Annotated in this window: 16 protein-coding genes; 8 read left to right on the top strand and 8 right to left on the bottom strand. The window is 72.0% G+C overall.

Going from position 1 to position 19,265, the window contains the following annotated elements; genetic code table 11:
* Positions 1 to 76 precede the first annotated feature (76 nt).
* Entirely contained in the window at positions 77 to 1,033 is a 957-nt protein-coding gene (locus ACFYYW_RS36925) for a LysR family transcriptional regulator (protein ID WP_387656032.1), read from the bottom strand.
* Positions 1,034 to 1,275: 242 nt separating this feature from the next.
* On the opposite strand from ACFYYW_RS36925, the gene ACFYYW_RS36920 reads away from it, so the two are divergent.
* From ACFYYW_RS36920 to ACFYYW_RS36910, 3 genes are all read left to right on the top strand, one after another.
* Positions 1,276 to 1,695, top strand: a complete 420-nt coding sequence (locus ACFYYW_RS36920; protein WP_387656029.1) for a nuclear transport factor 2 family protein — start codon at positions 1,276 to 1,278, stop codon at positions 1,693 to 1,695.
* Between the two features lie 369 nt (positions 1,696 to 2,064).
* Positions 2,065 to 2,508, top strand: coding sequence for a VOC family protein (locus tag ACFYYW_RS36915; protein ID WP_387656026.1), 444 nt, complete (start codon positions 2,065 to 2,067; stop codon positions 2,506 to 2,508).
* 9 nt (positions 2,509 to 2,517) lie between these two features.
* Positions 2,518 to 2,856, top strand: a complete 339-nt coding sequence (locus ACFYYW_RS36910; RefSeq protein WP_352323987.1) for a hypothetical protein — start codon at positions 2,518 to 2,520, stop codon at positions 2,854 to 2,856.
* Positions 2,857 to 2,903: 47 nt separating this feature from the next.
* Here the strand turns inward: ACFYYW_RS36910 and ACFYYW_RS36905 are convergent, their stop codons facing one another.
* Positions 2,904 to 3,782: a helix-turn-helix transcriptional regulator gene (locus ACFYYW_RS36905; protein ID WP_387656023.1), complete on the bottom strand. Its 879-nt coding sequence runs from the start codon at positions 3,780 to 3,782 to the stop codon at positions 2,904 to 2,906.
* 190 nt (positions 3,783 to 3,972) lie between these two features.
* Here ACFYYW_RS36905 and ACFYYW_RS36900 point away from each other — a divergent pair, with 190 nt between their 5' ends.
* A complete protein-coding gene (locus ACFYYW_RS36900) occupies positions 3,973 to 4,731 on the top strand; it encodes an SDR family oxidoreductase (protein ID WP_387656021.1) in 759 nt (252 codons plus the stop codon).
* 58 nt (positions 4,732 to 4,789) lie between these two features.
* On the opposite strand, the gene ACFYYW_RS36895 is transcribed toward ACFYYW_RS36900, so the two are convergent.
* Genes ACFYYW_RS36895 through ACFYYW_RS36870 form a run of 6 tightly spaced genes read right to left on the bottom strand, consistent with a single transcriptional unit; the run spans position 4,790 to position 13,129 of the window.
* Positions 4,790 to 6,007: an alpha-L-fucosidase gene (locus ACFYYW_RS36895; RefSeq protein WP_387656018.1), complete on the bottom strand. Its 1,218-nt coding sequence runs from the start codon at positions 6,005 to 6,007 to the stop codon at positions 4,790 to 4,792.
* Positions 6,004 to 8,211 (bottom strand): right-handed parallel beta-helix repeat-containing protein, encoded by a 2,208-nt coding sequence (locus tag ACFYYW_RS36890; RefSeq protein ID WP_387656016.1) that lies wholly within the window; start codon positions 8,209 to 8,211, stop codon positions 6,004 to 6,006. Before ACFYYW_RS36890 ends, ACFYYW_RS36895 begins: the two co-directional genes overlap by 4 nt.
* On the bottom strand, positions 8,208 to 9,578 hold the full coding sequence (locus tag ACFYYW_RS36885; protein WP_387656013.1) for a M1 family metallopeptidase: 1,371 nt from the start codon (positions 9,576 to 9,578) through the stop codon (positions 8,208 to 8,210). The genes ACFYYW_RS36890 and ACFYYW_RS36885 overlap by 4 nt, the downstream gene beginning before the upstream one ends.
* A gap of 2 nt (positions 9,579 to 9,580) precedes the next feature.
* A complete protein-coding gene (locus ACFYYW_RS36880) occupies positions 9,581 to 11,248 on the bottom strand; it encodes an extracellular solute-binding protein (protein WP_387656010.1) in 1,668 nt (555 codons plus the stop codon).
* Positions 11,249 to 11,274: 26 nt separating this feature from the next.
* Positions 11,275 to 12,162, bottom strand: coding sequence for a carbohydrate ABC transporter permease (locus ACFYYW_RS36875; RefSeq protein ID WP_352323979.1), 888 nt, complete (start codon positions 12,160 to 12,162; stop codon positions 11,275 to 11,277).
* Positions 12,149 to 13,129 (bottom strand): ABC transporter permease subunit, encoded by a 981-nt coding sequence (locus ACFYYW_RS36870; RefSeq protein WP_364419890.1) that lies wholly within the window; start codon positions 13,127 to 13,129, stop codon positions 12,149 to 12,151. Before ACFYYW_RS36870 ends, ACFYYW_RS36875 begins: the two co-directional genes overlap by 14 nt.
* 189 nt (positions 13,130 to 13,318) lie before the next feature.
* On the opposite strand from ACFYYW_RS36870, the gene ACFYYW_RS36865 reads away from it, so the two are divergent.
* The 4 genes from ACFYYW_RS36865 to ACFYYW_RS36850 all read left to right on the top strand — a co-directional run bounded on the left by ACFYYW_RS36865 (position 13,319) and on the right by ACFYYW_RS36850 (position 19,264).
* Positions 13,319 to 14,338 carry a hydroxyacid dehydrogenase gene (locus ACFYYW_RS36865; protein ID WP_387656008.1) on the top strand — a complete coding sequence of 340 codons (1,020 nt, stop codon included), beginning with the start codon at positions 13,319 to 13,321 and terminating at the stop codon, positions 14,336 to 14,338.
* A complete protein-coding gene (locus tag ACFYYW_RS36860) occupies positions 14,335 to 15,414 on the top strand; it encodes a LacI family DNA-binding transcriptional regulator (RefSeq protein WP_387656005.1) in 1,080 nt (359 codons plus the stop codon). Before ACFYYW_RS36865 ends, ACFYYW_RS36860 begins: the two co-directional genes overlap by 4 nt.
* A gap of 112 nt (positions 15,415 to 15,526) precedes the next feature.
* Positions 15,527 to 16,846: a M60 family metallopeptidase gene (locus ACFYYW_RS36855; RefSeq protein WP_387656003.1), complete on the top strand. Its 1,320-nt coding sequence runs from the start codon at positions 15,527 to 15,529 to the stop codon at positions 16,844 to 16,846.
* 60 nt (positions 16,847 to 16,906) lie between these two features.
* Positions 16,907 to 19,264, top strand: coding sequence for a polysaccharide lyase 8 family protein (locus ACFYYW_RS36850; protein ID WP_387656000.1), 2,358 nt, complete (start codon positions 16,907 to 16,909; stop codon positions 19,262 to 19,264).
* Position 19,265: the final 1 nt, after the last annotated feature.

Below are 19,265 nucleotides of genomic sequence, written 5' to 3'. Positions count from 1 at the left end.
ACGCTCCTGCGCTGCGGCCGAGGTCAGACCGGGGTCGACGCTCTTGGACGCGTGCGGCGCGTCCAAGCGGTAATGATCACACGTGATCGGCCATGAGCTTGGCGTGGTCGGCGTCAGGGAGCCAGTCCTGCTGTGGCGTGTAGTCCAGCCATCGGTGGGCGCGGCCGGTGTCGGCGAAACCGCGCACCAGGGGTTCGAGCAGCGGATGCCGGTGGGAGGTGCGCCAGACCAGCGACCACGCGTACAGCGGGGTCGGCTCGACGAGCGGGATGGAGCGCAGACCCGCGTGGTCGGGAAGCGGCGCGTCGGCGGGAACGAGCGTGAAGCACGAGACGTCGGTGCGGAGGTGCTGCACAAGGTGGTCCATGCCTAGATTGGGGCCGTCCTGCCGCCGCGTGATCTGGAACTCGTCGGCGAAACGGCGCAGGAAGTCCAGGCGAGTCAGCTCGGCCGGGCACCACAGGGTGCTGTCGCGCAAATCGGCCGGACGCAATGTGGTGGCGGCGGCCAGCGGGTGCGACGTACTCACCACGGCGTCGACCGGTTCCAGCCGCGCCAGCCGCTGAGTGAGGCCGACGTCGGAGCCGCCCGGCAGCGGGTGCACCCGGCCGAAGCCCACGTCGGTGTCGCCGCGCAGCAACGCCGCCGCGACCGAGGGCCAGTCGCGTCCCGGGCCGGGCTCCAGGCGGACCGTGCTGAGCGCCTGCACTGCTTGAGCGACGGTGCGCATCGGCCCGTACAGGTGGCCCCAGGTGTCGATGCGCACGACTGGTCCGGCTCCCGTCACCTCCGCGACCGCGCGTTCGGCCGCCGCCAGCGCCTCGCGTGCGGCCGGCAGGAACCGCTCGCCCGCCTCGGTCAGCCGGATGCCGCCCTCGCGTTCGAACAGCCGTACCGCCAGCACTGCCTCCAGTCGCGCGATGCGCTTGGACAGCGCCTGCTGGCTGGTCCCCAGCCGCTCGGCGGCGCGCCCGAAGTGCAGTGTCCCGGCGGTCACGACGAACGCGCGGACCAAGGTCAGGTCGAGATCCACGCCTACGACCATAGGCGACAACCAGGCGTTGTCGGCCGGGCGGGCGCGTTGTTGGCCTCGTCACTGCCCCCTCCGGTGAACTGGTCGCAAAAAGCACCGGGGAGGCAAAAGGATGGAGGCGCTCATTCCCGGGTCTCTTCGCCTTCTTCGACGGGCCCGAGTCGGCCGTCATCCGCCACTTCCGCGCCCCCTGAACGCCCCGCTTGCCCACCACGAGACCCCCGACCGTAGGAGTGCAGATCATGAACGCCGTCACCGATCCCCGAGCCGTCGTCATCCGCTACGTCGAAGCCGTCCGGGATGGCGATGCGGACGTCGTCCGCGACAGCTTCGCCGACGACGCGACCTGGCACTATCCCGGCGACCTGCCGATCTCGAAGGTGTGGCGGGGGCGCGACGCGATCGTCAACGACTTCCTGGGCGGCATGGGAACGATCCTGGTCCCGGGAACCCTGCAGATCGAGCTGGTCAGCACGATCGCCGAGGGTGAGCACGTGGTCGCCGAATGGACCTCCAAGGCCACCACCGTCCACGACACCGCCTACGACAACCGCTGCATCGCCGTCTGCACCGTTCACCATGGCAAGATCACCTCGGTGATCGAGTACACCGACACCCAGCACGTCGCCGCCGCCCTCTTCCCTCACCACTCCACCCCTTGACCCATCGGGACCGGACGAGCCGCAACCCGGCGGCCACGACGGCGCTCAACATCGGGCCGGCGACGTACTCGCTGGCGATGTGCGGCCGGTGCTGGTCGAGGCCGGTGTCGATCAGCGCCGCGGTGCGGAACGCGGAGACCCGCCGAGTGGCGCCGACCTCGCGGACGAAACGCTCCAGCGCCTCCTCGCCGTTCGCGAGGTCCGCGCGGTTGAGCACCTGCAAGGGAGGCCGAGAAGCCGGGAAGATCAGGGCCGGGCAACGCATCGGATCCCGAGCCGAGGCCGGTCCCCAGCAATTGGGGTTCCCTTACGGAACCTAAAGTGCTACTTTCCTCATGCGTCTCTTGAAGAAACCCTGAAAGGCATCCGATGACATTCATCAGGCGTTTCGACCACGTCGGCATCACCGTCGCCGACCTCGACGCCGTGACGGCGTTCTTCGTCAGCCTCGGTCTGGAGGCCGATCCGAAGATGGCCGTCGAAGGCGACTTCCTGGACACGGTGATCGGCATGACCGGCGCCCGCACCGAGATCGTCATGCTGCGACCGCCCGGCGGAGGGACGACACTGGAGCTCTCCAGCTTCACGCGCCCGCACCACCTCCCGGGTTCGCCCGCCGCGCCCGCCAACGAGCTGGGCCTGCGCAACGTCGCCTTCGAGGTGCACGACCTGCAGGCCGCGGTGGACCACGCCGCAGCCGAGGGCTACGGGCTGGTGGGAGGCATCGGCGAATACGAGGGCGCCTGGCGGATGGCCTACGTCCGCGGGCCCGAAGGCATCTGCGTCTCGCTGGCCGAACGCATCGAGAAGTAAGGGGACATCATGAGCACGACCGTGACTGACGAACAGATCCAGGCTCTGGCCGCGACCGCGAAGCCGTACAGCCTGGCGCTCCTGCACTGGGGGCCGGACCGCACCAGGGACGGCGCGGACGCCATCGAACTCGAACACCAGCGACGCATGGTGTCCCTGCGCGCCGAGGGGGTGATCGCGATCCTGTGCCCGGTCGCCTCCGACACCATGGCCGGCGTCGCGATCATGACCGTGCCGGCCGAGGAGGCCTCGGAGATCATGGCCGGAGACCCCTGCGTGCAGGCCGGGATGATGCGCTACGAGGTGCACCCCTGCCACGGCTTCCCCGGAGACGCCCTCCCCGCATGAACGACCTCAGCCAGGTCGATCAGCGCCTGCCAGGTCTGTCAGGTGCGTCACGGATCATCATGGAGCCGACCGGGGCGGACTGCCTCCGCGTGCTCCGCGTGCTCCCGGTGGGCGGTGTGCGACAGGGCGGCGAGGAGCCTCAGTCTCTCGTCGCTGTCACTGTCCTTGTCGGGGTAGTAGAGGACGAGGATGACGTCGTCCACGGGGAGTTTGTCGCGGTGCAGCCGTAGTTCACCGACGACGGGGTGGTCGACGACGGCGGTCCCTCCGTCGAGGGCGCGGACGTCGTGCCGGGCCCACAGGGTGCGGAACGTCTGACTGGACAGTGCGAGTTCTCCGACGAGGTCGATGAAGCGGGGATCGTCGGTGTCGTCTCCGACGCTGGTGCGCAGGGTCGCGACGAAGCCGGCGGCGGCTTTCTCCCAGTCCCGGTGGAAGGCCTGTTCCTCGGGGTCGAGGAAGAAGGAGCGCAGCCGGTTCTGGCCGGGCCTCAGCCGCGGGGAGAGCGCGACGGCCATCGGGTTGGAGGCCAGGACGTCGAAGGCGCGTCCTTCGACGAACGCCGGGATCTGGAGATGGGCGAGGAGCTCGTGCACCCGTGCCGGCACGTGCTCGGGTCGCCTGCGGCGGCGCGTTCTCGGGCGGGGCGCGGCGAGGCCGAGCAGGTACGCACGCTCGACGTCGTCGAGTCGCAGGACGCGCGCGAGCGATTCGAGGACCTGGGGCGAGGGGTTCTTGTCGCGGCCCCGCTCCAGGCGCAGGTAGTAGTCGGCGCTGATCCCGGCGAGCAGGGCGACCTCCTCCCGGCGCAGTCCGGGGACGCGGCGGTTGCCCCCGGGCGGGAGGCCGGCCTGCTCCGGGGTCACCAGCTCACGGCGTGCGCGAAGGTAGCTGCCGAGCCGATTGTCGGATTTATCGCCCTTCATACCGACACCGTAATGCGGTGCGCGCGCCCCAGAGGGGGTCCTGTCAGGACCAGGGAAGACGGGGGCGCTGCCAGGCCCGCAGGGGGACGTCCACACTCGAGACGTCACCGCCGCGCCCGGTGACGCCGTCCGTCATCGAAGGCGCCGCAGGCCCGAACGCCGCGGCGCACCCCACCGAAGGGAAGACCTCGTGGACCTCTCCAACCGCACCGTTCTCATCGTGGGCGGAACCTCGGGCATCGGGCGGGAGCTGGCCCGGCGGTTCGCCGCGGCGGGCAGCACCGTGGCCGTCGGAGGCCGCAGCGCCGAGTCGCTCCAGGAACTCGCCGGCGAAGGTCTGGGCGCGTTCGCCGTCGACGTCACCGACGACGCCTCCGTCGCACGCGCCCGCGACGCCGTACTCGCCCGCTACCCCGAGCTGGACACCGTGGTGACCATGTCGGGCGTCATGCTCCTGGAAGATCTGCGCGACCCCGCCCACTTCGAGGCGGCGCGGACGACGATCGACACCAATCTGGTCGGCACCATCCGGGTCATCGACGCCTTCACCCCGCACCTGGTGCGGCGCGGCGCCGGCACGTTCGTCACCGTCACCTCCGGGATCGCCTTCCTGCCGTTCCCGCCCATGCCCACCTACGCCGCCTCGAAGGCCGCGGTGCACGCCTACTCCGAGGCGCTTCGGGCGCAGCTCGACGGCACCGGCGTCGGCGTCGTCGAACTCGTCCCGCCGGCCGTCGCCACGGCGGGCCAGGAGAAGGTGAACCCGCACGCACTGCCGCTCGACGACTTCGCCGAGGAGGTCACGCGGTTGCTCTCCCAGGACCCGACCCCTGACGAGATCCTGGTCGAGCGGGTCCTCATGCACCGCTGGGCCGAGCGCGACGGCACCTACGACGAGCTCGTCGCGCAGCGCTCCCAGGCCCTGGCCATGTTCTCCCGATCCTCGTGACCGCGTCCCGGCCAGGCGTCGTCGCCCGGCTCGTGCCGCACGCGCCCTTGGAGGCACGTCACCCGGGCCGCAGGAACAGCTCGACGACCGGGATCGTCACGTCGGGGCGGGTGATCGGCAGCCGCAGGGTCAGGGTGTCCTCCGGCAGGCCGCGCAGGTAGTGGTGGAACGGCTCCTTCTGGTCGATCTCGACGAACGGCACCTCCGAGGCGTCGTGCAGGAACTGGGCGTAGGCCACCCGGCCGCCGAGGCCGGGCAGGTGCACGTGCTGCATCGGCCACGACAGCAGGTGCAGGTAGAGCCGGTCGCCGCGCCGGGTGTAGCGGCAGTCGGGCGGGGCCTCGAACTCCGCGGGCCCCGCCCCGTGGATGGACCGGGCGTGCAGGCGCATCCACGCGCCGATCCCGCGCAGCCGTTCCAGGGCCCGCGGCTCGAACTCGCCCCGGGCGTTCGGGCCGACGTTCAGCAGCATGTTGCCGCCCTTGGACACGGTGTCGACCAGCATCTTGACCAGCAGCTCGACCGGCTTCCAGTCCTGGTTGTCGCGGTGGTGGCCCCAGCTGCCGTTGAGCGTCTGGCACGCCTCCCACGGCCGGTGGCCGGGCACGCCGCCGGGCGGCATGACCTGCTCGGGCGTGGTGAAGTCGCCGCCGCCGAGCCCGAGCCGGTTGTTGACGAGGATGCCCGGCTGCAGCTCGCGGACCATCCGCTCCAGCTCGGCCGAACGCCACTCGTCGGGGCCCTTGGCGCCGAACCCGCGTCCGGCGTAGGAGAAGTCGAACCACATCGTGTCGATGCGGCCGTAGCGGGTCAGCAGCTCGCGGACCTGGCCGTGCAGGTAGTCGGCGTACTTGGCGATGTCGCGTTCGCCGAGGTCCTCCTCCCGGCGGGGGTGGTAGAGGTCGTTGGGGAAGTCGGGGTGGTGCCAGTCGAGCAGGGAGTAGTACAGGCCGGTACGCAGGCCGCGCTCCCTGAAGGCGTCGAGCATGGGGGCGAGCAGGTCGCGCCGGGCCTTGAAATCGGTCAGCGCGGAGTCCCACAGGCAGAAGCCGTCGTGGTGCTTGCTCGTGACGACCAGGTACTTCATCCCGGCGTTGACGGCCTCGTCGGCCCAGGCGGCCGGGTCGTAGAGGTCGGGGTCGAAGTGGTCGAAGTAGCGGCGGTAGCGCTCGTCGTCCATCTTCTCGTAGGACTGCACCCACTCGTGGCGGGCGGCCGCCGCGTAGATGCCCCAGTGGACGAACAGGCCGAACCGGGCCTGCGTGAACCAGCTCATGGGTGCACCATCACGGCCGACAGGCCGATCCTGCCGGTGCCGGTCCGCTGGATCCGCACGTACCGGCCCTCGGCGTCCACCGCGACCACGGACGGGCGCAGCGCCCGGCCCGGCAGCGGCACCCGCGTGGCCTGCGCGAAGTCGGGGGTGGCCGAGACCAGCAGCTCGGCGTCGGCCGTGGTCATGGAGGCGTCGTTCCAGATCTCCACGGTGCCGATCCGGTGCGGGCCGCCCAGGTCGACCTGCCACCAGGAGCCGGGCGCGGACGTCGTCCTGGTGTCGGTCACCGTGGAGCCGTCGAGGGCGTTCGCGGCCGCCGCCGTGCCCTCGGTGGTGGACTGGGTCGCGGTGCCCGTCCTGGCCAGGTCGGGTTCGAGCTGCTCGACCGGGCCGGGGCGCGCGCCCGCCGCCGCGGCGACGGCGAGTGCCGCGTCGGGCAGCCGTTCCAGGGCGGTGTGGTTGTCCGCCTGCCGCGAGCCGCGGCCGGACAGCTCCGGCGCGGTGGTGTCGGTCCAGTTGCCGGTGGCGAGGTTGTCGATGCCGTACCCGGCCCAGTTGGAGATCCACTTGTAGCCGACGCGGGTGATCACGTTGCCTTCGACCGTGATGTGGGAGCTCTGCTCGTCGAGGTAGACGCCGTTGCCGTCGCGCTCGGTGTTGCCGTACGCCGACCGGTTGAGGTAGTTGCCGGAGATCACCGTGCCGGGCTGCGGGCCCTGGGTGTAGATGGCGCCGCCGTCGTGCTGGTCCTCGGCGACCATCATGGCGTCCACGATCCTGTTGCCGGTGATCCGGTTGTCGCGCATGTCCGGGTTCTGGGCCACCGGCTGGTTCCAGCCCCACCCGACCGACACGCCCGAGTACGGCAGCTTCTCCAGCGTGTTGTGGTCCACGCGCAACCCGGACTCGTAGCCCGCCCAGACGCCCACCGCGTCGGTGAACTCGCGGCCGGTCCAGGTGATGGTGTTGCGGGCCACCGTGTTGCGCTCGCCGCGCAGCTCGGCCGGAGGGTTGGGCTCGGTGTCGCCGACGTAGACCGCGCCCGACGACAGGTCGGTGAACGTCGAGCCGGTGACCGCCGAGTCCTTGGCGCCGCCCTCCAGGATCACGCCGGCGCCGCCGAGGTGCGCGAACGCGGCTGCGTCGACGGTCACGTCCCGGCCGCCGCGCACGACGAGTGCCGCGGCCGGCTTGGTGTAGAAGCGGCCGGCGTGGTCCTCGGGGCCGGTCGCGCCGGTCAGGGTGAGGCCGCCCTGCGTGCCCGCGTACCCCTCGTCGGTGTCCGGCTGCAGGTAGGCGGCGTGCTCGAAGCCCAGCCCGGCGATCCTGACCCGGCTCGCGCCCTCCAGGCGCAGCAGCGTCTCGGTGGCGGGCGCGATCACGTCGTCCAGCCGCTCGCCCGGCCGGGGCAGGTAGGAGACGGTACGGGCGGTCCGGTCGAAGACGAACTCGCCCGGCTCGTCGAGCAGCTCGGCGGCGTTCTCGAAGAAGGACACCTTGGAGTACCGGGAGGAGTCGACCGTCGTCGAGTCCCACGCGGGCCCGGTGCGTCCGGTGCCGCTCGCGGAGTTCGTCCAGCACGGCTGGACGAAGGTGATCACGTCGCCGTCCACGCGGTCGATGCGGCAGCGGTAGTTCCGCCACCTGACCTTGATGACCGCCTCGGCGTTCGCCGGGTGGGCCCAGCCCGCGACCCCGCTCTTCACCGCGCCGGTCATGCCCGTCTTGGTCGCGTCGCAGGTCGAGGCCGGGCACGACGCGCCGCGGGCCCGGATCGCGCGTACGCCGCCGACGAAGAGCTGCCGCGGCGAGAGGCCCTCGGGAACGGGCGCGACCTGGAGGCGCCCCTCCTGCCGCCACCCGGTGATCGGCACGCCGCCGGACAGCACCGGGCGGGCGCCGGGGGCGGCGGTCCAGGTCACCGTGTGCCCTTCGGGGCCGGAGTCGCGCCGGTCCAGGACGAGCGGCGCGGCCATCCGGTAGACGCCGCCGGCCAGGCGGACCTCGACGTCGCGGTCCATGCCGCCGGCCAGGGCCGCGCGGACCTTGTCCCGCGCGGTCTCCAGGGAGCACGGGTTGACCTGGTTGCAGGCCGCGGACCGGCCGTCCGGGGCGACGTGGAAGACCTTCGGGGCCGGGCCGGTCGCGGGGGGCGTCGCGGGGGTCAGGGAGAGGGCCAGGGCGAGGGCGATCGCGGCGTTCACATTCCCTCCAGCGGGGGGTTCTGGGGGCCGTAGAGCCAGGCGCGCAGGAATCCGTCCAGGGCGGGACGGTGGGCGGTGGCGGCGGCGTGGGCGATGAAGTCCTCGGTGGAGGCGTTGCCGTCCTTGTTGCGCTGCACCCACCGGCGCATGATCCGGTCGAACGTCTCCTCGCCGACCTCGGTGCGCAGGGCGTACAGGACGAGGGCGCCGCCGTCGTAGATGTTGTAGCCGCCGAGGCCCTTCGGCCTGCCGGGCGGGCCGTCCTTGGCGCGCACCTCGTCGAGCTTGGCGTACACGCCGCGCATCCTGTCGGCCAGCGGCTGGCCGCCGTGCTCCTGCGCCCACACGGCCGCGTAGTAGACGGCCGGGCCCTCGTTCAGCCAGGCGTCCTGCCAGGTGGCCGGGGTCACCGAGTCGCCGAACCACTGGTGGACGAGCTCGTGCACCATCGTGTTGGAGTACGCGGGCCGGTCGAACCACCCGGTGCCGAACAGCGACAGCGTCTGGTTCTCCAGCGCGTCGGTGTACCCCGGGTAGATGTGCACCCCGTACGTGGAGAACGGGAACCGGCCGAACCTGGCCTCCGCCCAGGCGATCTGGGCGCCGGTCTCGGCGGCGATCGGCGCGTACCTGGCCTCCTGGCCCTGCGGGACGACGTGCCGCAGGGGCAGCGCGTGCGGGCCGGTGCCGTGCACGTACGTGCCCTTGACCACGGCGAGGCCGATCAGCTCCGAGGCCATCGGCTCGCGCTCCTCGAACGTCCAGGTGCCGCCGTCGCGGCCGGTCAGGACGCCGTTGGCGGTGGCGACGTACCCCTCGGGGGCGGTGACGCGGAAGGTCCAGGTGGCCTTGTCCGACGGGTGGTCGTTGACCGGGAAGAACGTGTCGGCCCTGCTGGACTGCGCGGCGGCGGCGAACCCGCCGTCGGGGCCGAAGCGCCAGCCGGTCAGGCCCGCGCGCGGCGCCTTGCCGTTGCCGTGGAAGCGCACCTCGGCCTCGAACGGGACGTGCTCGCGCAGCGGCTCGGCGGGCGTGACGGTCAGCTCCTGGCCGCTCTGCCCGGCGGACAGCGCCCAGGCGGCGGGCCGGCCGTCGACCGTGACGGCGTCGATCACGTGCCCGTCGGTGTCGAGGTTGAAGGACGACAGGGCCTGGGTGGCCTTCGCGGTGAACCGTACGACGCCGGAGAAGTCGTAGGTGACCGGGGTGAAGTCGAAGGAGACGTCGTAGTGGCGCACGTCGTAGCCGCCGTTGCCGAGCGTCGGGAAGAGCGGGTCGCCGAGGCCGGGCGAGCCCGGCGACGGGGGTACGGCGGCGGCGGTGCCGAGCAGCGCGGCCGCGACGAGGGCGAGGACGGTCCGCTTCATGGTCAGCCCGCCTTCGGAGACTGCTCGATCGCTTCCTCGAACTCGGCGCGCGCCTGGTCGCCGCCCTGCGCCCGCCAGTCCTTGACCAGCTTGTCCAGGTCGCTCAGCGGCGCCCGCCCGGCCACGATGGAGGTCACGCGGTCGGTGCGCATGGTGTAGAGCGACTCGTACTTGTTCTCGTTGGCGGGGGAGTACAACCCGACCGTCGGGTCCTCCACGCCCACGGCGATCATCTTGCCGATCGCGTCGTGCATGATCTTCACGGCCTCCTTCGAGGAGGAGTCGAACAGCGCCTGCGTCGGCGCGGCGACGAACTTCCACGGCACGGCGGTGTCCCGCCCGCCCTGCTCGGTCAGCACCGGCGCGCCCTTGGCGTCGCGCGTGTGGTCGGTGCCCTCCAGGCCGTAGTTGAGCAGCGTGTACTCCTCGCTGCCGAACGGCGAGGCGAAGAAGTCGGCCACCCGCAGCAGCTCCTTGGCCCGCTGCTCGTCGCTCTTCTTCAGCATGGTGATCGAGACGACGATGTTGTTGAGGAACGCCTTGGCCTTCGGGCCGACCGGCGTGAGCGGCCGCGGATCGGCCGCCGGGTCGATCTTCTTGGACGTCTGCAGGTAGCCGGTGGGCCCGAGGTAGGCGGGCAGGCCGTCGTAGACCATCGCGGCGTGGCCGGAGTTGAACTCGTTCTTGCGCTTGAGGCCGTCGAAGCCCTCCGAGCCGGGGTAGACGACGCCCGCCTCGCGGAGCCTGCGGACGTACTCGACGGCCGCCCTGTACTCCTCGGTCTCGATGGCGTGGACCAGCTTGCCGTTCTCCAGCCGCCAGGCGTTGGGGGCGCCGAACAGCTGCGAGAAGATCGACAGGCCGTACACGCCGCCGACCATGGTGAGCACGCCCCACTGGTTGTCCTTGGGCCTGGTCACCTCCTTGAGCAGCTCGAACAGGCGGTCCATGTCGGAGATCTGCGACAGGTCGGTGACGCCCGCCTTCGCGAACATGTCGGCCCGGTAGAAGCCGAGCCCGCCGACCATGTTGCGCGGGATGGGGATGCCGTACAGCTTGCCGCCGACGATGCCCTGCTTCCAGAACACCTGCGGGATCGCCGCCAGGTTCGGGTACTCCTTGACGGCGTCCCCGCCGAGCAGCGCCGTCAGGTCGGTGCACTGGCTGGCCGCGAACGCGGGCAGGTTGTTCACCCCCTGCGACTGGATGTAGGTGAACATGTCGGGCAACGTGCCGCCCGCGACCATCGTGTTGAACTTCGTCGGCCAGTCGTCGGAGGAGACCGCCTGCACGTCGGCCGTCCCGCCGAGCCGCTTCTCCACCTCCTGCCACGCCGGGTTCTGCGCGCGGCCGGGCGGCGGCGGCAGGAACGTCTGCACCGCGATCTTCACGGTCCCGCCCGACATGGGCGGCTTGGCGACGGCCCTGAACAGCTTGTCCGGATAGGTGAAGTAGCCCTCGGGAACGCCCGTGGGGCTGCCCGGCAGGTCGGGGGTGAGCGTGCCGGCGAGCGGCGTGTACGTCGGCAGCTTGATGGTCAGCCCCTGCGCCTTGGCGGCGGGCGCGGCGGACCCGCCGCCGCAGGCCGCCAGGGCGGAGGAGGCGACGACACCCGCCGCCGTGGCGGCGCCGAGCCGCAGGAATCCTCGGCGCGAGACGCTTTCTCTCATGGGATCTTCCTTGGGGGGTTGGGGGGTCAGCCTTTGACGGCGCCGGTGAGCACGCCCTTGGTGAAGTAGCGCTGCAGGAAGGGGTAGACGAGCAGGATCGGCACGATCGCCACCACGAGCACGGCCATCTGGACCGCCTGCACGGGCGCCGGCGCCTCGGCGGCCGTCACGGTCTCCATCGAACGGCCCTGCAGGACGAACGTGCGCAGGATCAGCGGGAGCGGGAACTTGTCGGAGTCGTCGAGGTAGAGCAGGGCGTTGAAGAAGGCGTTCCAGTAGCCGACGGCGTAGAACAGCGAGATCACCGCGAGCACCGCCTTCGACAGCGGCAGCACGATCCTGACCAGGATGCCGAAGTCGCCCGCGCCGTCGATGCGGGCGCTCTCCAGCAGCTCGCGCGGCAGCCCCATGAAGAACGAGCGCAGCACGACCAGGTTGAACGCGCTCACCAGGCTCGGCAGGATCAGCGCGCCGAACGAGTCGATCAGGCCGACCTGCTTGACCAGCAGGAAGTTGGCGATCAGGCCCGGGTTGAAGAGCATGGTCAGCAGGGCCACCATCAGGATCCAGCGCGAGCCGGTCACCTCGCGGCGGCTCAGCCCGTACGCCATGCCGATGGTCGCGAGCATGCTGGCGAGCGTGCCGGCGGCCGTCACCAGCACGCTGACCAGCAGCGCCCGCGTCACCACCCCGCCGCTGAAGATCGTCGAGTACGCCGCCAGGCTTGGCGCGGACGGGACCAGCACGAACCCGCCCGCCCGCGCGATGTCGGACTCGGCCGACAGGCTGGTGCCGATGACGCCGACGAAGGGGTAGGCCACCAGCAGGACGACCGTCGTGAGGATCGCGCCCTTGAGGATCAGGCCGGGCGTGGAGGGCCGCTCCATCCAGGCCGGCCGGCTACTTGTCGCCACCGCGGTACACCCCCTCGTGGCCGAACAGGTGGGCCACCTTGTTCGCGCCGAGCACCATCGCGGTGCCGACGACGGTCTTGACCAGGCCGACCGCGGCCGCGGGCCCCCACTGGCCGTCCTTGACGCCGTTGAAGTAGACGAACGTGTCCAGCACCTCGCCCGCCTCGGGGCCGACGTTGTCGCGCTGGAGCAGGATCTGCTCGAAGCCGACGGACAGGATGCTGCCGAGGTTGAGTATCAGCAGCAGGACGATGATCGGCGTGATGCCGGGCAGCGTGACGTGCCACAGGCGGCGCCAGCGGCCCGCGCCGTCCATGGCGGCGGCCTCGTACAGGTCCTGGTTGATGGCGAGCAGGGCGGCGAGGAAGATGATCGTCGCCCAGCCGGCGTCCTTCCAGATCACCTGCAACGTCACCAGCAGCGGGAAGACGTCGGGGTCGGTCATCATGTCGTAGCGCGGCAGGCCGGCGCTCTGCAGGAAGTTCGGCAGCGCGCCCGCGCCGCCGAGGATCTGCTGGAACACCGAGACGATGATCACCCAGCCGATGAAGTGCGGCAGGTAGACCACGCTCTGCACGAACCTGCGCACCCTGTCGCTGACCACGCTGTTGAGCAGCAGGGCGAGGGCGATCGGCGCGGGGAAGAAGAGCACGAGCTGGGTGAGGGTGATCTTCAGGGTGTTGCCGAGGGCGTTCCAGACGCCGGGGTCGCCGAAGACGGCGGCGAAGTTCCGCAGCCCCACCCAGGCGCTGTCGATGAAGCCGATGTAGGGCTGGTAGTCCTTGAACGCGACCACGTAGCCGAACAGCGGCCCGTAGTGGAAGACCAGGAAATAGATCAGCCCGGGCAGCGTCAGCAGGAGCATCACCCGGTCGCGCCGGAGGCGCCGCCACAGCGAGAGCCTGCGCGGCCTCTCGCCGGACGACGACGCTGTCCCGGCACGGGGGGCGTCGAGGGTAGCGGTCATGCGCTGGGTCCTTCCGGTTGGCGAGGAAGCTAGTAAGCGCTTTCATGCTTCGTCAAGACCCCGGCCGGAAGTCATGCCTTTCTGTGCCGGGCTTCTTGACCTTTACGCAGGTGACGCCCTAGCGTGCCGCAGCAGTGCGTAGAACGCGCTTACTATCGGGAGATGGACGTGGGCAGACAAGAGGCGCCGGTGAGACCTCCGCACACCCGGCCGAGACCGCGCGCCGTGCTGGCGATGGCGCCCGGGGTGCGCGAGGAGGTGTTCGGGCCCCAGGCCCTGCGCCGCCTCGGCGAGCTGACCGAGCTCCACGACCAGGTGCTGCACGAGGTCGGCTCGCCGGACGCCCTGCGCGCGCTGGCCGCGGCGGAGGTCCTGGTGACCGGCTGGGGCTGCCCGAAGATCGACGCCGGGCTGCTCGAACACGCCCCCGGCCTGCGCCTCGTCGCGCACGCGGCCGGCACGGTCAAGACCTTCCTCGACCCGGCCGTCCTCGAACGCGGCGTCCGGGTCTGCAGCGCGGCCGACGCCAACGCGGTGCCCGTCGCCGAGTTCACCTTCGCCGCCATCGTCTTCGGCGCCAAGCGGGCCTTCACCCTGGCCCGCCGCTACCGCGAGCGCGGCACCCGGCGCGACTTCTCCGGTCTGCCCTGGCTCGGCGCCTGCGGCATCACGGTCGGCCTGGTCGGGCTGTCCAGGATCGGCCGGCGCGTCATGGAACTGCTCGGCGGCCTCGACGCGGACGTGCTGGTCTACGACCCGTATGCCGACCCCGCCGGGATCGCCGAGCTCGGCGGCACGGCCGTCGACCTCGACACCCTGGTCAGGCGGTCGCACGTGGTCAGCCTGCACGCCCCCGAGACCCGCGAGACCCGCCGCATGCTCGACGCCAGGCGGCTGTCGATGCTCCGCGACGGCGCCGTCGTCGTCAACACCGCCCGCGGCGGCCTGGTCGACACGGACGCGCTGGTCAAGGAGGTACGCAGCGGCCGGCTCGACGCGATACTTGACGTCAGCGACCCCGAGCCGCTCCCGCCCGGCCATCCGCTGTTCGACCTGCCCAACGCGTTCGTGACCCCCCATCTGGCGGGCGCGCAGGGCAACGAGCTCGGCAGGCTGGCCGAGTCGACGCTCGGGGAGATCGCCCGTTACGCCGCCGGGCTGCCGCTGCTGCACGAGATCGATCGCGGCGAGCTCGACCGAATGGCATGATCGACAGCGAGGAGGTGCCGGTGACCGAGCCGAGCCTGGCGACGATGGCCGACGTGGCGAAGCACGCGGGCGTCTCCAGCGCGACCGTGTCCCGGGTGATCAACGGCAACTACCCGGTCTCGGCCGTCACGCGCCAGCGGGTCGAGCGAGCCATCGCCGAGCTGGGCTACGTCGCCAACGCCCACGCCCGCGCCCTGGCCGGAGCCACCAACAGGACCGTCGGGATCATCATCAACGACGTGATCGACCCCTTCTACGCCTACATCGCCCGGGGCGTCGAGCGCGAGGCCACCAGGCACGGCCGCCTGTGCATGGTCTGCTGCACCCACGGCAGCCACGAGAAGGAGCTGGCGCTCATCGACCTGCTGCACGAGCAGCGGGCCGACGCCGTCATCCTGGTCGGCGGCGCCTACGAGGACCGCGCCTACGCCGCCCAGGTCGCCCGCCGGGCCCGCGCGCTGCACGCCAGCGGCTCCACGCTGGTGCTGTGCGGCCGGCCGTCGCTCGGCGACGACGTGCCGACCCGGGTCGTCGAGTACGACAACGAGGGCGGCGCCTTCGCGATCACCGACCACCTCATCACGCAGGGGCACCGGAGGATCGTCTTCCTGGGCGGGCCGCCGAGCCTGTCCACGACCGTCGCGCGGCTGGCCGGGCACCGCCGCGCGCTCGCCTTCCGCGGCCTGCCCTACGACAAGGGCCTGATCCACCTCGGGCAGCTCAACCGCAGGTTCGGCTATGACCGGATCCGCGCGCTGCTGGCCGACAAGCTCGACTTCACGGCGCTGTTCTGCGCCAACGACACGGTCGCGGCGGGCGCGATGCAGGGGCTGGAGCTCGCGGGCGTGCCGGTGCCGGAGGCGGTCTCGGTGGTGGGCTACGACGACGTGCCGATCGCGCAGGAGCTGCGGCCGCAGCTGACGACCGTGCGCATCCCGCTGGAGGAGCTGGGCCGCCAGGCCGTCCGCCTCGGCCTCGACGTCGGGGACGACGACGACTACCTCTCGCCCGTGCAGACGATGGCCAAGGTCGGCACGAGCATCGTGGTCAGGGCCTCGGTCGCGCCACTGCCGTAGGAAGCGCTTACTGATCATGGGTCCGGATTGCCGCGTGGAGCAGGGATAGAAAGCCGTAGAAAGATCTAGTAAGCCCTTGACCGGCATAGTAAGCGCTTACACAATCCCTGCCATGACCCCCCTCACACGCAGAACCTTCCTCGGCGCCTCCCTCGGCACGGCCGGCGCGGTGACGGGCGCGGCCCTGCTCGGCTCCCGCCCGGCCCTGGCCCGCACGGCCGGCCAGGAGGCGCGGCACACCGTGACGCTCAGGGCCAGGCCCGCGGCCGAGGGCGAACGCCTCCGGCTCCAGCAGGCGCTCAGGACCACCGAGTTCCACCCCACCCGCGTCCACCTGCCCGCCGGCACCCCGATGGCCGTCGAGGTCACCGCCCCCGACGGGGTGCTGCCCACCCTGTACGTCGGCGCGCCCGACACCCACGCCGACGTCGCGTACAAGAACCCGCGCGCCTACCCGCTCACCGAGGGCGTCACCACCGTGACCGACCCCGGCGGCGGGCTCGTCTACCTGGCGCTGACCGGCGACGGGCAGCGCGCCAGGGTCAAGTTCCTGTCGGGCGGGGTGCGCGTGCCGACGTTCACGCTGGGGGAGAGCACCGAGGCCGAGTTCCAGGCCCAGCTCGACACGCTGACCGCCGCGCCGCAGGCCGAGCTGGTCTCCCCGCACGCCATCGTCACGATCACCCGCGACGGCCTGCTCGCCTGGCGCGACCAGGACCACGGGGAACTGCTCCGGCTCCTGGAGACGATCATCGCCTCGCACGCCGCGATCTCCGGCCTGTCCGCCGCCGAACGTTCCCCGCTGCCCTTCCACCTCGTCGAGGCCCCGCGCATGCCCACGGGCGCGGGCGCGTACGCCACCCACGGCTGGACCGCCTACCCCCGCACCTACCTCGACCGGCTCATCGCCGTGGACGGGCTGCGCACCCGGGGCTGGGGCGTCTACCACGAGCTCGGGCACCAGCACCAGCAGATGGCCTACAAGCCGGAGGACCTGACCGAGGTGACGGTCAACGTCTACGCGCTGGCCGCGCAGCGCACGCTGGCGCAGCCGTCCAACCTCACCAAGCCGGACGCCAGGACGGGGCTCACGCCGTACCAGAGCGCGCTGGCCAAGCTGCCCGCGGCCGACTTCCGCAAGCTGGGGGCCTACGAGAAGCTCGTGCCGTTCCGGCAGCTCGAACTGGCCTTCGGCGAGGACTTCCACCCGCGCCTGCACCGGCTGGTCCGCGCGGAACGTCCGGCCTCGGACTACACCGAGTCCGCCAAGCGGTGGGGCTACCTCGCGATCTACACCTCGCGGATCGCGGGGGCCGACCTGTCGGGCTTCTGGACCCGCTGGGGCGCGCCGCTGACCGCCGAGTACCTGGCCCGGGTCGCCGCCCTCGGCCTCCCGGCCCCCGCCGCCGACCCCTCGACGCTCACCGACTAGGAGCCCCCCATGCCCCCTGCCCGCCCCGCCCGACGCCGACCTGACCCGGCTGAGCGAGCGATGACCAGCCGCCGCGCCTTCCTCGGTGCCGTCGCCGCCGCGCCCCTGCTCGCCGCGACCCCGGCCTGGGCCGGAACCGTCCGCGACACGGCGGCCTCGGGGGTGGACGCATCGGCGGGTCCGGCCGACTTCGCCCGGCTTCGGGCCAAGGCGGCCGAGCTGATCACGGGCGGCGACCTCGACCCGCGCGACCCGGCCTTCGCCGCGCCGCTGGCCCGCCTGGACGCGACCGCCCTGGCGCACCGGGCGTCGATGAACCTGGCTCCAGGACGTACGCACCTGTGGCCGGACCTCCCGCTGACCGGCGTGTCCGGCGACATCGCGACCAGCCACCAGCGCCTGCGCGCGCTCGCCACCGCCTGGGCGAGCCGCGGCTCGGCCCTGTACGCCGACGAGACCCTGGCCGCGCAGATCATCGGCGGCCTCGACCTGCTCTACGAGCGCGCCTACAACGAGGGCAAGCGCGAGACCGGCAACTGGTGGCACTGGGAGATCGGCGCCCCGCGCGCGCTGATGGACACCTGCGTGCTCATGCACGACGCCGTCGACGCGGGACGGCGGGCCGCCTGGATCCGCGCCGTGGACCGCTTCTGCCCGAACCCCGACCGCCGGACGAACCTCACGAACTTCGCTGAGACCGGCGCGAACCGCGCCGACAAGGCGCTCATCGTCGCCCTGCGCGGCATCGTCGGCGAGAGCGCGGACAAGATCGCACTCGCCCGCGACGGCCTGTCCGACCGGCGGGACGCCGGCAAGCACACCCTGTTCGGCTACGTCACCTCCGGCGACGGCTACTACGCCGACGGCTCGTTCGTCCAGCACGACGTCGTGGCCTACACCGGCTCGTACGGCGTCGTCCTGCTCCAGTCGGTGAGCGCGATCCTCGGCCTGCTCGGCGGGAGCGCCTGGCAGGTGGACGACCCGGCGGTACGGGTCGTGCTGGACGCCGTGGAGCGCACGTACGCGCCGTGGATCCACGACGGGCTGATGATGGACAGCGTGCGCGGCCGGGCGGTGTCGCGGCAGTTCAGCCAGGACCACGACGCGGGCCGCGACACCGTGGACGCGATCCTGCGCCTGGCGGCCGGCGCGGGGGAGCCGTACGCGGCGCGGTTCCGCGAGCTGGCCAAGGGGTGGATCGCGCGCGGCCGGTTCCTGGCGGGCGCGGACGTCGCGGCCACCGCGCGGGCCGTCGCCGTGCTCGCCGACGACGCGGTCGCCCCCGCGCCCCGGCCGAGCGGCCACCACGTGTTCGCCGACATGGACCGCGTCGTGCACCGCCGCCCCGGCTGGTCGTACGCGATCAGCCTGTCGTCCAGGCGGATCGCCATGTACGAGTGCGGCAACGGCGAGAACTACCGGGCCTGGTACCAGGGCGACGGCGCGACGTACCTCTACCTCGACGCCGGCCACTACAGCGACGGCTACTGGCCCACGGTCGACTCCCACCGGCTCGCCGGGACCACCGTCGACACCCGCCCGCGCGACCCGGCCGTCTCCTCCGGCGGCACCGGCACGTTCCGCCCGAAGAACGCCTGGGCGGGCGGCGCCACCGCGGACGGGTACGGCGTCGCCGCGCTCGACCTGACGGCCGCGGGCACCACGCTCACCGCCCGCAAGACCTGGGTGTGCCTCGACGACGCCGTCGTCTGCCTCGGCGCCGGGATCACCAGCGCCGACGGCCGCGTGATCGAGACGGTCGTGGAGAACCGGCGCACCTCCGCCCCGCTCACCACCGGCGACGGCTGGGCGCACCTCGAAGGCGTCGCCGGGTACGTCTTCCCGGCCGGTCACCGGCCGCGCTCGCTCACCGAGCGCCGTGCCGACACCTGGCGGTCGATCAACGACGGCGCGAGCACGCAGGGCACGGACGCCACCGTGACCTGCGACTACACCACCCTGTGGCTCGACCACGGGATCAGCCCGTCCGGCGCGGACTACGCCTGGATCATGCTCCCGGGCGCCACGCCCGACCGGACGCGCGACTTCGACCGGGCCGAGATCCTGGCCAACACCGCGACCGTGCAGGCGGTGCGCGCGCACGGACGCTCGGCGGGCGGCGGCGAGCTGTTCGCGGCCACGTTCTGGGCGGCGGGGGAGGCGGGCGGGGTGTCGGCCTCGACTCCCTGCGCGGTCCTGGTCCGGCGGGCGGCGGGACGGCTGACCGTGGCCGTGTCCGACCCCGGGCGTACCGTGGCGGCCGTGACGCTCGTGCTTTCCCATCCCGCGCACGCCCTGGTCAGGGCCGACGACACCGTCTCGGTCACGACGGGCGAGCGGCCCTCCGTCATCGTCGATCTGGCCGGCTCCCGCGGCCGGTCCCACACCGCCGTGCTCGCCGTCGGCAGGAAAGGCTGAA

This window comes from Nonomuraea sp. NPDC001831 (assembly GCF_042892035.1).
In the GTDB taxonomy this organism is placed as follows: Bacteria; Actinomycetota; Actinomycetes; order Streptosporangiales; family Streptosporangiaceae; genus Nonomuraea.
Note: the sequence above shows the minus strand (reverse complement) of the source record. Positions and strands in the feature narration are given on the sequence as shown.

What these genes read in the sequence shown, in the direction of transcription:
- ACFYYW_RS36920 (WP_387656029.1), top strand. Translation starts at nt 1,276, where the DNA reads ATGAACGCCGTCACCGATCCCCGAGCCGTCGTCATCCGCTACGTCGAA.
- ACFYYW_RS36915 (WP_387656026.1), top strand. Translation starts at nt 2,065, where the DNA reads ATGACATTCATCAGGCGTTTCGACCACGTCGGCATCACCGTCGCCGAC.
- ACFYYW_RS36870 (WP_364419890.1), bottom strand. Translation starts at nt 13,129, where the DNA reads ATGACCGCTACCCTCGACGCCCCCCGTGCCGGGACAGCGTCGTCGTCC.
- ACFYYW_RS36885 (WP_387656013.1), bottom strand. Translation starts at nt 9,578, where the DNA reads ATGAAGCGGACCGTCCTCGCCCTCGTCGCGGCCGCGCTGCTCGGCACC.
- ACFYYW_RS36905 (WP_387656023.1), bottom strand. Translation starts at nt 3,782, where the DNA reads ATGAAGGGCGATAAATCCGACAATCGGCTCGGCAGCTACCTTCGCGCA.
- ACFYYW_RS36910 (WP_352323987.1), top strand. Translation starts at nt 2,518, where the DNA reads ATGAGCACGACCGTGACTGACGAACAGATCCAGGCTCTGGCCGCGACC.
- ACFYYW_RS36850 (WP_387656000.1), top strand. Translation starts at nt 16,907, where the DNA reads ATGACCAGCCGCCGCGCCTTCCTCGGTGCCGTCGCCGCCGCGCCCCTG.
- ACFYYW_RS36860 (WP_387656005.1), top strand. Translation starts at nt 14,335, where the DNA reads ATGATCGACAGCGAGGAGGTGCCGGTGACCGAGCCGAGCCTGGCGACG.
- ACFYYW_RS36880 (WP_387656010.1), bottom strand. Translation starts at nt 11,248, where the DNA reads ATGAGAGAAAGCGTCTCGCGCCGAGGATTCCTGCGGCTCGGCGCCGCC.
- ACFYYW_RS36895 (WP_387656018.1), bottom strand. Translation starts at nt 6,007, where the DNA reads ATGAGCTGGTTCACGCAGGCCCGGTTCGGCCTGTTCGTCCACTGGGGC.
- ACFYYW_RS36855 (WP_387656003.1), top strand. Translation starts at nt 15,527, where the DNA reads ATGACCCCCCTCACACGCAGAACCTTCCTCGGCGCCTCCCTCGGCACG.